Here is a 12,141-nt window from a genome sequence, read left to right as displayed (position 1 = left end):
GTCACGCCGAGGCGTGGCGACTGTCTGTGTCGGTGGGGAATTCGATGGGGTACGGCTCGGCGAAGTCAGCGGACCGGCCCACGGCAGCCCATTTGCGATCCTCGTCGCGCAGGAACTCGTCCTGGCGGATCGACCCTTCCACCGCGTTGACGCCGAGCGGAAGGTGGTACGGGATGTCGTTGCGCCGCGACATCCGCACCAGGATTTCGGCCGCGCGTGCCGGATCCCCGGCGGTGATGGCGTCACTGCGCCGAGCGGCAGACATCGCACCGACGGTGCCGGCGTACTCCTCGGGAACCTCGTGAACGGCCATCGACGGCCCTGCCCAATCCGTGGCGAAACCACTGGGTTCCACGACGAGCACCTTCACCCCGAACGGTGCGGCCTCGGCCTGCAGGACCCGGGAGAATCCGTCGATCGCGAACTTGGCGGCCTGGTATGACGCGATGCCGGGCGATCCGCCGACCCGCCCACCCATGGACGAGAACTGGATGATCAGGCCGCCGCCCTGGGCCCGGAGCACCGGAAGGACGGCCTTGGAGACGTGGTAGACGCCCCAGAAGTTGGTCTCGAACTGCGCCCGGAAGTCCGCCTCGGCACCGGTTTCGATCGGCGCGACATTGGCGTACCCGGCGTTGTTGACCACCACGTCGATCCGGCCGAACCGGTCCGTGGCTGCCGCGACGGCGTGGTTGACGGCCGCGACGTCGGTGACGTCGAGCGGCAGCGCCATCAGGCGATCGCCATGGCTCTCCAGCACGTCGGCGAGTTGTTCGGGCCGACGCGCGGTCGCCGCGACCGAATCGCCGGCGGCCAGGGCCGCCCCCACCAGGGCGCGGCCGAAACCACGCGACGAACCAGTGATGAACCAGACCCGCGTCATGAGGCCGCCTCCGCCGCGACATGCAGGCCGGAGTCAGCGATCGCCGTGGCCAGCGGTTCGAGCGCCGAAGGATCAAGCGGCGGCGGCAGATACAGGATGGCGAGGTCCAAGCCCTCCTCTGCGAAGCCCGCGACCTCGGCCAGCACCTTCTGGTGGTCGTGTTCGGGGTTGACCCAGACGTGCGCTGAGAGGGTGATCTCGGCAGGATTGCGGCCGAGATCGGTGCAGTGCGACCACAGCACATCCCGCTTGTGTGCGAACTCGCCGGGCGTGCCGATCACGAAGTTCCAGTGGTCGGCGTACTTGGCCACGATGCGCAGCGTGCGCTTCTCGCCGCTGCCGCCCATGCAGATCGGCGGGTGTGGACGCTGCGGCCCCTTGGGCTCGTTACGTGCCTCCTTGAGCCGATAGAAGTCACCGTCGAAGTTCGTGGTCTCCTGACTCAACAGGCCGATCAGCACCTCGGTGGCCTCCTCGAACCGGTCCATGCGCTCCTTGACGGTGCCGAGTTCGATGCCGTAGGCGCCGGACTCCAGCTCGTTCCAGCCGGCGCCGATGCCCAGCTCAAGCCGGCCGCCGGAGATGATGTCCAGGGCGGCAGCCATATTCGCCAGTACGGCGGGGTGCCGGTAGTGCACACCGGTCACCAGAGTCCCCAGCCGCAGTCGGGTGGTCGCCTGGGCGAGGGCCGTCAACGTGGTCCACCCCTCCAGACACGGCCCCGCGGGGTCGCCCGCGATCGGGTAGAAGTGGTCGAACCCGCTGCGCAGTGCCGCGGTGACGGCGATCTGGTCGGGTGAGGTCACCTCGACGGCGGTGCCGTCGTCCAGTGTGATGTTGTCGCGCCCCACCGCCAGAGACTCGAACTCGGGCAGCGCCTGCAGCGCAGGAACATGCGCCAGCGCGGCCCAGCCTCCGGCGGGACTTGCGCCGATGACGCCGACACCGATCGGTTTCATGTCATCTCCTGCTTTCTGTGCGGTCAATCGAAGGTCAGCACGAGGCGGCCCCGTACGCCGCCGGCTTCAAGGTCACGGTGCGCTTGGGCGGCCTGTGCCGCCGGGTACGTCCGTGCCACCCGCAGCGTCAACTCGCCCTGTTCGGCCAACTGCCTCAGCGTGTCGAGTTTGTCGTGGGCGTGGGTGTACTCAGGGACGAAGACGTCACGGACGGCGACGCCGCGGTCCTGGCCCATGTCCCCGTTGCCCTGCAGATCCCATCCGCGTACGGCCGCCAGCTGCCCACCGTCTCGGATGGCCGGTACGACGTCGCTACCCTGCAGCGAACCGTCGACAACCGCGGCGACACCTTCTGGCCACCACTGGCGAATCCGCTGCCCGACACCGTCCCCGCGGGCGACGATCTGGTCGGCGCCGAGCTCGGCGACGAGGTCCTCGTCTTTGGGCGCGGCGTCCGCGATCACGCGAAGTCCGTCGACCTTGGCGAGTTGAAGCGCATACCCGCCGACGGCGCCCGCGGCCCCGGTGACGGCGATGGTCTCGCCCTCCCCCAGGTGCAGCACGTCCAGGGCGAGCCGAGCGGTCAGACCGTTCATCGGCAATGTCGCCGCCTCGGCGTGTGTGGTGTGGGCGGGTGCGCGGGTGACCTGATCGGCATCGACGACCAGATATTCGGCGTAGGCGCCCCCGGTGGCATCGATGGGCATGACGATGGTCATCACGCGGTCACCTTCAGCCAGATCCGTCTCGGTGTCGGGCCCGATCAGGTCGACGACGCCCGCGGCCTCCATCCCGGGGATGTACGGCGGCGTCAGCGGTCCCGACCGCAACGTCTCGTCGAGGTCACCGGTCCGCAGCAGGGTGTCTCCGGGGTTGACGGTCGCGGCGTGCACGCGAATCCGAATCTGGCCGGCACCTGGGTCAGGGCGGGGAACCTCTACGAGCGTGAGCACCTCGGGGCCGCCGTACTCCGTCACTCCGACGGCCTTCATCGTCGCCACATTCACAGGCCCAGGTCGCTCAGGCCCGGATGCTCCTCGGGGCGGGGTGCGCTGGTGTCCCAGTGGAACAACCGCTTGGCCTCGGTGATCGCGACGTCGTTGATGCTGGCATGGCGCGTGTGCATCAACCCGTCGGCGTCGAACTCCCAGTTCTCGTTGCCGTAGGCGCGAAACCACCGGCCTGAGGCGTCGTGGTACTCGTAGGCGAATCGCACGGCGATGCGCTCCTGGCCGAACGCCCAGAGTTCCTTGATGAGCCGGTAGTCGAGCTCAGAGGCCCATTTCCCGGTGAGGAACTCGACGATGGCGGCCCGGCCGTGCAGGAACTCCGATCGGTTGCGCCAGCGGCTGTCCGGGGTGTAACCCAGTGCCACCCGTTCGGGATCACGGGTGTTCCACAGGTCCTCTCCCGCACGCACTTTCGCGGTCGCGGTGTCGATGGTGAACGGTGGCACCAGAGGCGATGTCGTCGTCGGCATTTCGGCTCCTTCGGGACGGAAACGAGGGTGACCTCAGTGCTACGAAGCCATGCTCGTCATGGGAGGGGGCCGCGCGCATCAGCCACCAGACAGTGCAACTGGCCAGTCTCTGCGGGTGTTCCTGGTGGCACTGGCCGCCGACGCGCGGGGGCGTCGGTTTCCCGGGGGTCTCGGACCCTTCATGATGGAGGGCATGGAGTCGACCCGGTTGGATCGCTGGTTGTGGGCGGTCCGGTTGACGAAAACCCGGCCCGATGCCGCGGCGGCATGCCGAGGCGGGCATGTGCGCGTGAACGACCGTCCAGCCAAGCCCGCGACCTCAGTGGTCCCCGGCGACCAGATCCGTGCCGTCGTGGCCGGTCGTACCCGCATTGTCGAGGTGGTGCGGGTGATTCAGAAGCGAGTGGGACCCGCCGATGCGGTGACGTGCTACCTGGACCGCACGCCCGCCCTGCCTCCCGTCGTCGCGACGCCCGTCGCGGTCCGGGACCGTGGTGCGGGCCGCCCCACCAAGAAGGACCGCCGCACCCTGGACAAGTGGCGTGCCGGCCGAGGGTGACTCCTCGCGCGGTCGCAACGTGCCCCGCATCGCGCACCCAATGCGCGTCCGGGCAAGACATTTGACGAGCTCTGGGCCAAGGACCGCGCCGACGAATCAGCTCGGCGCGCGGCCAACAAACAACTGTGGTCGACATCGCAGCCGTAGAAATGGAGGCATCTGAGACCCTCTCCGGTTGGGTAGAGTCCCTGTCACACGGATCACACAAGTGAAGGGCAGGCATTCGCGTATGAAAGCCACGAAGGTCATCGGATCGGTCATCTGTACCGGCGCAGCAGCAGTCGCGATGCTGGCTGGCAGCGGAATCGCGTCAGCGCAGCCCGACGTGGAGTCGATCGTGAACTCGTCGTGCACGTACCCGCAGGTCATGAGAGCACTGAATGCGACCAACCCGCAGGTCGCCAGAGATTTCGAGGCCAGTTCGATGGCCACCCAGTGGCTGCAGCAGCTGATCGCGGCGGGGCCGGATCAGCGCCGCCAGATGATCGCCCAGATCCAGGGTTTCCAGGGCATCCAGACCTACACCACGGTCATCAACCAAGTCGCGAACAGCTGCCAGAACTACTGACCCAGGCTGCCCGGGTCCGTCCGTAGCCGTTTAGCGACACCGCGAAACGGCTACGGACTTCGCATGTCCGACTCCCCCGCCAACGACCGCATCGATGACGTCGCCCCCGGCGACATCATCGTCATCTCGCGTGCCGCCGACCGCTCAGCCCTGAAAGTGGTGCACAAGGAGGCCACCGATTCCGGGTACCTGATCACCCTGGAAGAGGATGGCGGCGCGACGTTCCAACTCGACCTCGCCGCGGGCACGCTCGTCGAGCGGTCGTTGGAGTCCAAGTGGGAGTCCGAGCAGAGTCCGACGCCCCACGTCGAGGACTGAATCAGCCCGGTCGGGCTTCTGATTGCGGCCGGTCATCGGTCGACCAGGTGTAGCGATGCTCGGGTGTCGCGGCGCTGCCCAACATGAACGCCCGGTGGTAGCGGTTGGCCCGAGCGATCGTGGCCAGCCACGTGGCGACGGTGCTGACCCGGTTCCGCACGCCTGTCAGGACAGCGATGTGGATGAACCCCCATGCGAGCCAGCCCAGGAACCCAGAGAGCCGAACCGGTCCGACCTGCAGCAGCGCCTGACCACGACTGATGTAGGCGGCCGAACCCAAGTCGCGGTATTTGTACGCGCGCCGGTCTCTGCCGTCGAGGTCACGTCGCACACACGCCGCGACGTGCAGACCGCCCTGCATCGCGTTTTCCGCCACACCCGGCAGGTCCTCTCGACCGACCAGGTCGCCGACGATGAACACCTCGGGATGGCCGGACACCGTCAGGTCGGGTTCGACCGCGATGCGCCCGGACCGGTCGGCCGAGGCGCCGAGCACCTCGGCGACATGCCGCGCGAAGGGCACCGCCTCGACACCCGCGGTCCACAGCACGGTGCGCGCGTCGTACTCCTCGGCGGGGCCGCCCGCCTTCGGCGTCACGGTCACGCCCTCTCTCCGGACGTCGGTCACATGGACGCCCAGATGCAGCTCGACGCCGAGGCGCTCCAGGGTCCGCGCCGCATGGCCGGACAGGTCCGGGGCAAAGCTCTTCAGGACACGGTCGCCGCCGTCGAACAGCAGCACCCGGGCCTCTTCCGGATCAATGCTGTGGAACTCACGGGCCAACGTGCGGGTCGCCACCTCACGAATCTGCCCGGCCAACTCGACCCCGGTCGGGCCGCCGCCGGCCACCGCGAACGTCAACCAACTGTCGCGTTCGGGACCGGGCGGGAGCGTCTCGGCGATCTCGAACGCCGTGAACAGCCGCTGCCGGATGCCGAGCGCATCGTCGAGCGTCTTCATCCCCGGCGCCCACTGCGCGAAATGCTCCTTGCCGAAATAGGACTGGCGCATCCCCGCGGCGACCACCAGCACGTCGTAGTCGATCGTGAACGAGGTTTCGTCAGGCCGCAGCGCCGTGACCGTGCGGGCCTGCGGGTCGAGCTCGACGGCCTCCCCGAGCAGAGTCCTGACGTTGCCGTACCGCGCAAGCTCCTCGCGCAGGGAGCGACTGATGTGGCCGATGCTCAGCGTTCCGGTCGCGCACTGATACAGCAGCGGCTGGAAGAGGTGTCCGGCCGCCCGGTCGAGCACCGTCACCTCGACGTCGTCGCGGCGCCCCAGCCTGCGGGCACAGAACAGGCCGCCGAAGCCGCCTCCGATGATGAGCACTTTCGTGCGCGCGTCGCTCATCGTCTCGACGTTAGTCGGCCGCGCTCTAGGCTGATGCGCGTGTCCGACGAGGATCGAATCCGCTGGGACGATCGTTACGGCCAGGGCGATCCGCCCTCCGACGACGACGTCGCACTCCCGGCGGCATTCCGGCCCTATGCCGACCTGTTCCCGCACTCGGGAGCGGCGCTGGATGTGGCCTGCGGACGGGGTGTGTTGTCGGTCTGGCTGGCGCTGCGCGGCCTCACGGTGCGGGGCATCGACGTCTCGGGGGTCGCCATCGGTGCCGCACGCGCACTCGCGCTGCGGCACGCGGTGGCCCCCCGCTGCCGTTTCGACACCGTCGACCTCGATGGCGGCCTGCCGGCCGGGGATCCGGTGGACCTGTTGTGCTGCATCAGATTCCGCGATAGGGCGCTGTACCCGCAGATGATGGAGCGGCTTGCGCCCGGAGGCCTGCTGGCCATCAGCGTGCTGAGCGAGGTGGGTGGCACACCGGGCGACTTTCGCGCCCGCCCTGGCGAGTTGACCGAGGCGTTCGGCGCCCTGAAGGTGCTGGCCACCGGCGAGAGCAACGGCGAGGCGTGGCTGCTGGCCCAGCGCGGTTAATCCTGAACCGCGCCGAGAAGAGGCTGCCGGACACGTTTCGCCAGGTCGGGTGTGATCGTGGCTCTTCTCGGCGCAACAGGATCAGAGTCGGCCCACCCCGATGAGTCCGTCGACGGTGTCGGCGATCGTCACTGCCGGATCACGCCACGTGACGCCCAGATCGCGGTGCGCGGGTTCGTCATCGGACTTCGGCATCTGCGTGTAGTACTGCATGGCCGCAGAGTTGATCGGTGTCTCGAACGGCAACTGATCGCCGATCACGTCGAACAGTCGGCCGACCGTGCGCAGCGCAGTGTCGGGGACGGGAAACACCAGTAGCCCACGCTCTGCCGCGGAGCCGATCATCGTCGCCAACTCGTTCACCGCGACCCGCACGCCCCCCGCCATGTATCGCCGCGGTCCCTGGCCGGGCTTGAGCAGCGCGAGGTGCAGGTCGGCGAGGTCGCGGACGTCGATCACGATCCAGGCGGCGCTGCGACCCGGGACACCACGCATCTTCACGGCCGCCTCGACACCCTCTGCGGCCTCACCGAACTGATCGCCCGCGGGCGGCCCCAAGACCATGCCGGGATAGGTGATGGTCACGGGTGCTCCAGCATCCTGCATCCCGCGCGCGTACGCCTCCACCAACGCCTTGGATCTGCCGTAACCGTCGGATCCGCCGACGATCGGCAGGTCGGCGTGCAGCACGTCCAGTCCCGGCCGGAACAGCGCCGTGAAGCTCGAGACGTGGATGATCGGGTCCAGGCCGGCTTTCGCCGCGCCGCCCAGTACGTTGCGCGCGCCGTCGAGGTTGGTGCGCAGCATCTCGTCGGCCCGGCTGGGGTCGGTGGAAACCATTGCCGCGCAATGAATCACCGCATCACATCCGTCGAGTGCGGCAGCCGTGGAGGATTCGTCGGCGATGTCGCCGACGACGTGGTCGCTCACGTCGACGCCGATCTTCTCCGCACTGGTGCGCAGACGGCCCGCGTTGCGCACCAGAAAACGCACCTGATGACCCGCGTCCTGTACAGCCTTGGCCGTCCATGCCCCGACGAATCCGGTGGCACCCGTGATGAGAATCCGCACCGCCCGCCCGCTCCCCTCCGTCGCGTCAGTCCGGCGCCGCTGCACCCAGATAGTGCGCGAACACCGGTCGCAGCCAGTCTGTCAGCGTCGCAACGTCCATGTCAGCCAACGGCGGAACCCCGACGATGTTGCGCGCGACCACGAGACCGAGCATCTGGGACCCGACCATGGCCGCGCGCTCCTGCGCTCGGTCCGGAGCGACGACGGCGAAAGCCGGCGCCACCTGCTCGACGAAGACCTTGAGCAGGGCCTCGGCCGCGGCGTGGTTGGTCGCAGCCGAACGAAGCAGGGTCAGGAACGGTCCGTCCGCCGACCAGACCTTCGCGAAGATCGGGAGAACCAGGTCCGCCACGCGCTCGGGCGCCACTCCCGTGAGATCCGGGAACGCGATCTCCAGGTGCGAGGCCGCGGCGAACAACTGCGCCTTATTGCCGAAGTAGTGCATGACCAGTGCGGGATCGACCCCGGCGGCCGAGGCGATCGACCGGATGGTCGCCCGGTCGAATCCGAGGGTGCCGAACTGGGTGCGCGCCGCGTCGAGGATTCCGGCTCGGGTGGCCTCGGCGTCGCGGATCTTGGCTGCCATGACGACGAGTCTATTCAACAGTTGTTGACATCACCACCGGATCGGCCTAACGTCAATTCAACAAGCGTTGAGCTGGAATGAAAGGCAGATTCCATGACCGTCACCGCCCTCCAGATCGGCCTCGACCCCGACCTGATCGACTACTCCTCCCCTGCCTTCGCCCAGTTCCCCGGCCTGACGCGCGAGAACCTGCGCCAGGCCAACGACGACAACGTCGCGGAACTGCGGGCGGCCGGCTACCTCGTCGACAACTGCCTGATCGACTTCGGCACCGCCGGAGCCGAGACGGCCCGGGACCGGTTGGCCACCCACCGCTACGACGCCGTGCTGATCGGCGCGGGAATCCGTCTCGTGGCCACCAACACCCTCCTTTTCGAGGCCATCGTCAACGCCGCGCACACGCTGCAACCCGACTGCCGATTCGTGTTCAACCGCGCGGCCGTGGCCTCCCCCGACGACATCCGTCGCTGGTACCCCGACCCCCAAGGAGCACTCCGATGAACGAATGCGACGTCCTCATCGTCGGCGCCGGTCCGACCGGCCTGACCGCTGCAGGTGACCTCGCCCGGGCCGGTCGATCCGTCACCGTCCTCGAACGCTGGCCGTCGATCAACCCCGCCAGTCGGGCGTTTGCGACCATGCCGCGCACGCTCGAACTCCTGCAGGCTCGCGGTCTGGCGGACGACGTGATCGCGACCGGCCACCTCGCCCCCGGCGTCACGATCTTCGGCGGGGCCCACATCGACATGTCCCATCTGCAGACCGCCCACCGCTCGATCCTGATCACGCCGCAGGTCAACGTCGACACCGCGCTCACCCGCTACGCCGAAGGCCAGGGTGGCGAGATCCGGCGCGGCCTCGAAGTCGTCGCACTCGAGCAGGACGCGGATGGAGTGACCGTCACCGCCAGGCCCGCCGAGGACGGCGATGCGGAACCGGTGCGCTGGCGGGCGCGCTACGTGATCGGCGCCGACGGCGCCCACAGCACCGTCCGAGATCTCCTCGGCGTGGGTTTCCCCGGTCACACCGTGCTGTCCTCGATCGCACTCGCCGACGTCAAGCTTCGGAACGGGCCCGACGGGCAGGGTCTCACGGTCGGCAGCACCCGAGAGGTGTTCGCACTCCTGGCTCCCTATGGGCCACGCGATGCGGACGGCGCCTGGTACCGGGCGATGGTGTGGGACCGCGGCAATCAGCTTCCGGACTCCGCATCCGTGGACCCCGCCGAGGTCGCCGATGTCCTCACCCGCGCAATGGGCGTCGACTACGACCTGCTGGAGATCAGCTGGCGGTCGCGGTTCCACTGCGACGAGCGCCAGGTCGCCCGCTACCGGCACGGCCGGGTGTTCCTGGCCGGCGACGCCGCACATGTCCACACCCCGATGGGTGGGCAGGGTATGAACACCGGCATCCAGGACGCCGCGAACCTGGCGTGGAAGATCGACGCGGTTCTCGGCGGTGCTGACGACTCCGTGCTGGACACCTATCACGCAGAGCGCCACCCCATCGGCAGACGCGTGCTGCTGCAGTCCGGCCTGATGGCGCGCGGCATCACGCTGAATCCGCGCCCCGCCCGAGCGCTCCGGAACCTCGTGGTGCCCAGGTTGCTTCGCATCCCCCGGGTACGCGACGCGATCGCAGGGAGCTTTGCCGGGACCACACTGCATTACCGTCGTCGGCGCCATGAGCGCCCCCTGGTCGGCACCCGTGCGACCGAGATCCAATTGGCCGAGGGACGACTGCTCGACCTGCATCGGGACGGCGGCTTCGTGCTGATCCGCGAGCGCGGCGCGGCCGAAACTCCGCACCCGGGTGTCGATCTGCTGCAGGCCCAGCGCTGCGACGACGGCCCCGCGGTGCTGGTGCGCCCCGACGACTACATCGCGTGGACCGGACCGTCGGCGGACCGGGCGGGATGGGCGTCGGTGCTGCACGCCTGGACCGGCAGGTGCGCCGACGTGACGCCGTTGCCTCTGCGCTGACCGCTGGGGGGATGTGATCAAACTGAGCGGGAAGGCCCTCAGGCCGGAACGTGACCTGCTAGTTTCACTTTCGATCAGTCCCCGCGGGGGGAAACGTTTCGGCAATCCCAGGGAGTTCGATTGTGAAGACCAGGTGGCTCGTCACCACTGCCGCGTCGGCCGCACTGTTCGCCGCCGGACTGCTCGGTGGTCCGCTGGCCAATGCGGAGACCACGGAGATCGGTTCGCAGGGTCGTCTCGACGACGGCGGTGTGGTCCAGGGCTGGACCATCGCCGATCTCAAGCAGAGCACCGATGCCGTGCCGTACGCCGCGCAGGGCACGTTGTGGGAGGCCACCGCCACCAACGAGGCCATCGAGGGCACCGTGCTGCCGATCATCTCGAACCTGAACGCCCGCAGCGAATCCGGCGACAGCTACCGGGTGCTCTTCCAGATCGCCAGCCCGCAGGGCATCAGCCCCCATGCCTTGGCGCAGGGTGAGAAGTCCACCGGCAAGCTGTACTTCGATGTCACCGGCGCCGCACCGGACACCGTCGTCTACAACGACGGCACCGAGGATCTTCTCGTGTGGGTCAAGCCCGCACCGGAACCGGCGGCGCGCAGCGCTTCTCCCGCCGCGACCGCGGACGCCCCCGCCGCCCCCGCAGCGTCCGAGCCGGCGTCCGAACCCGCGGAGGTCGCACCGGCACCGGAGGCCGAACCGGCCAGCACACCCGCCACGGGTCGGCAGGGCACTCCGCTTCCGGAGGATGCCACCGCCGTCGAGGACGCCACCACACCGGAATCCGCTCCGGCGGAGACCGCCCCCGTCGAGGGCGCCCCCGTCGAGGCCACCCCTGCTCCCGCCGCGCCGGCCGAAGCCACACCCGCTCCGGCGGCTCCGGTCCAGGGCACCCCGCACGGACCCTCGGCCGCCGCCACCCCGGCGCCGGGCACCCCGCATGGGCCCGCACAGGGCAGCCAGGGCACGCCGCTGCCCGCATCCTGAGAGTCAGGAGTTGGCGGACCACCAGGTGAACAACTGGTCCAGGCCTGCCTGGCCTGAGTTCGCACTGATCTCGCTGAGCACCAGACTGGATTCATCGGTCCAGCCGACGAGGGCCTGCTGGCCCTTCAGTGCGCAGAACACCGTGCCGCTCACCACGTTCGGGGTCGCGTTGCGCCGCCACGGGCCCGGGGACTGAATCCGCCCCGGACAGACCACCACTGAGGACGACTGCACCATGCGGTCGAACGTGGACACCAGCGTGTCCCGGTCGGCGACCAGGGTGTACCGGGCCGCCGGCCGCTCCGCCGGATCGGCGGCCGCGCGACAGTTGAGCTGCGCCAGCGCATCTGCCTGCGGTGCGCTCGCCGCGCAGGCTTCCGCCGGAACTCCGGTGGGCAGCAGCGTGGCCAACCGCTGTTCGGCCGCCGGATCGCGCGTGTCCTCGAGGACCGGAGTCTCCTCGGCGACAGTCGCGGTGTCCTCGGATCGGGTGGCCGCCACGGTGAGCGCCCCGACGACCACGGCCACCACCCCCACCGCACCCGCGACCATCGCCCAGCGCGCGCGACTCATGGGCGCCCGCTTCATGTCCAGTGCCGAGAAGTCGAACGGCGGCAGGACGGTGGGCACATGATGCGGGTCATCGACGGCGGCGCGCTGCGCCTGATGCTCGACCACCTCACGGCTGGGCCGCACGGCGTATCCGCCCAGACTCGGGACGGGCAGCGGTTCGGTGTTGTCAGCGCTGTCGGCCACAGGATCCGACTCTGCGTCCATCCGTCCCTCTCAGTTCCGTTCCAGTGCTGA

15 protein-coding genes are annotated in these 12,141 nt (G+C 68.9%); 7 read left to right on the top strand and 8 right to left on the bottom strand.

What is annotated here, in order from left to right:
• Position 1: 1 nt before the first annotated feature.
• From G6N34_RS11015 to G6N34_RS11000, 4 genes are read right to left on the bottom strand one after another with little or no spacing between them, the layout of a single operon-like run.
• Positions 2–883 (bottom strand): SDR family NAD(P)-dependent oxidoreductase, encoded by an 882-nt coding sequence (locus G6N34_RS11015; RefSeq protein ID WP_085150968.1) that lies wholly within the window; start codon positions 881–883, stop codon positions 2–4.
• On the bottom strand, positions 880–1,842 hold the full coding sequence (locus tag G6N34_RS11010; protein WP_407663221.1) for an LLM class F420-dependent oxidoreductase: 963 nt from the start codon (positions 1,840–1,842) through the stop codon (positions 880–882). Before G6N34_RS11010 ends, G6N34_RS11015 begins: the two co-directional genes overlap by 4 nt.
• Positions 1,843–1,865: 23 nt before the next feature.
• A complete protein-coding gene (locus G6N34_RS11005) occupies positions 1,866–2,834 on the bottom strand; it encodes an NADP-dependent oxidoreductase (RefSeq protein ID WP_085151217.1) in 969 nt (322 codons plus the stop codon).
• An 11-nt stretch (positions 2,835–2,845) separates the two neighbouring features.
• Positions 2,846–3,322, bottom strand: coding sequence for a nuclear transport factor 2 family protein (locus tag G6N34_RS11000; RefSeq protein WP_085150967.1), 477 nt, complete (start codon positions 3,320–3,322; stop codon positions 2,846–2,848).
• A gap of 193 nt (positions 3,323–3,515) precedes the next feature.
• Here G6N34_RS11000 and G6N34_RS10995 point away from each other — a divergent pair, with 193 nt between their 5' ends.
• From G6N34_RS10995 to G6N34_RS10985, 3 genes are all read left to right on the top strand, one after another.
• The gene (locus G6N34_RS10995; protein ID WP_085151216.1) at positions 3,516–3,881 is read left to right on the top strand and encodes an RNA-binding S4 domain-containing protein; all 366 of its coding nucleotides are present in this window, start codon (positions 3,516–3,518) and stop codon (positions 3,879–3,881) included.
• Between the two features lie 229 nt (positions 3,882–4,110).
• On the top strand, positions 4,111–4,449 hold the full coding sequence (locus G6N34_RS10990; RefSeq protein WP_085150966.1) for a hemophore-related protein: 339 nt from the start codon (positions 4,111–4,113) through the stop codon (positions 4,447–4,449).
• Between the two features lie 63 nt (positions 4,450–4,512).
• The gene (locus G6N34_RS10985; protein WP_085150965.1) at positions 4,513–4,767 is read left to right on the top strand and encodes a hypothetical protein; all 255 of its coding nucleotides are present in this window, start codon (positions 4,513–4,515) and stop codon (positions 4,765–4,767) included.
• 1 nt (position 4,768) lies between these two features.
• Here G6N34_RS10985 and G6N34_RS10980 read toward each other — a convergent pair whose 3' ends face one another.
• The gene (locus tag G6N34_RS10980) at positions 4,769–6,118 is read right to left on the bottom strand and encodes an NAD(P)/FAD-dependent oxidoreductase (RefSeq protein ID WP_085150964.1); all 1,350 of its coding nucleotides are present in this window, start codon (positions 6,116–6,118) and stop codon (positions 4,769–4,771) included.
• Between the two features lie 39 nt (positions 6,119–6,157).
• Between G6N34_RS10980 and G6N34_RS10975 the strand changes: the two genes are divergently transcribed.
• Positions 6,158–6,706, top strand: coding sequence for a class I SAM-dependent methyltransferase (locus G6N34_RS10975; RefSeq protein WP_085151215.1), 549 nt, complete (start codon positions 6,158–6,160; stop codon positions 6,704–6,706).
• A gap of 81 nt (positions 6,707–6,787) precedes the next feature.
• On the opposite strand, the gene G6N34_RS10970 is transcribed toward G6N34_RS10975, so the two are convergent.
• The gene (locus G6N34_RS10970) at positions 6,788–7,777 is read right to left on the bottom strand and encodes an NAD-dependent epimerase/dehydratase family protein (RefSeq protein WP_085150963.1); all 990 of its coding nucleotides are present in this window, start codon (positions 7,775–7,777) and stop codon (positions 6,788–6,790) included.
• A 25-nt stretch (positions 7,778–7,802) separates the two neighbouring features.
• Entirely contained in the window at positions 7,803–8,363 is a 561-nt protein-coding gene (locus G6N34_RS10965) for a TetR/AcrR family transcriptional regulator (RefSeq protein WP_085150962.1), read from the bottom strand.
• A 93-nt stretch (positions 8,364–8,456) separates the two neighbouring features.
• Between G6N34_RS10965 and G6N34_RS10960 the strand changes: the two genes are divergently transcribed.
• The 3 genes from G6N34_RS10960 (at position 8,457) to G6N34_RS10950 (ending at position 11,334) form a co-directional block, all read left to right on the top strand.
• Positions 8,457–8,864, top strand: coding sequence for a hypothetical protein (locus tag G6N34_RS10960; protein WP_085150961.1), 408 nt, complete (start codon positions 8,457–8,459; stop codon positions 8,862–8,864).
• Entirely contained in the window at positions 8,861–10,345 is a 1,485-nt protein-coding gene (locus G6N34_RS10955) for an FAD-dependent oxidoreductase (protein ID WP_085150960.1), read from the top strand. Before G6N34_RS10960 ends, G6N34_RS10955 begins: the two co-directional genes overlap by 4 nt.
• 122 nt (positions 10,346–10,467) lie before the next feature.
• On the top strand, positions 10,468–11,334 hold the full coding sequence (locus G6N34_RS10950) for an MPT63 family protein (protein WP_085150959.1): 867 nt from the start codon (positions 10,468–10,470) through the stop codon (positions 11,332–11,334).
• Positions 11,335–11,337: 3 nt separating this feature from the next.
• Here the strand turns inward: G6N34_RS10950 and G6N34_RS10945 are convergent, their stop codons facing one another.
• Complete coding sequence (locus G6N34_RS10945; RefSeq protein WP_133057731.1) at positions 11,338–12,090, bottom strand: hypothetical protein; 753 nt, start codon at positions 12,088–12,090, stop codon at positions 11,338–11,340.
• Positions 12,091–12,141: the final 51 nt, after the last annotated feature.

The sequence above is a fragment of the Mycolicibacterium confluentis genome, assembly GCF_010729895.1.
Taxonomy (GTDB): Bacteria; Actinomycetota; Actinomycetes; order Mycobacteriales; family Mycobacteriaceae; genus Mycobacterium; species Mycobacterium confluentis.
This window is presented reverse-complemented; position numbering and strand designations above follow the sequence as displayed.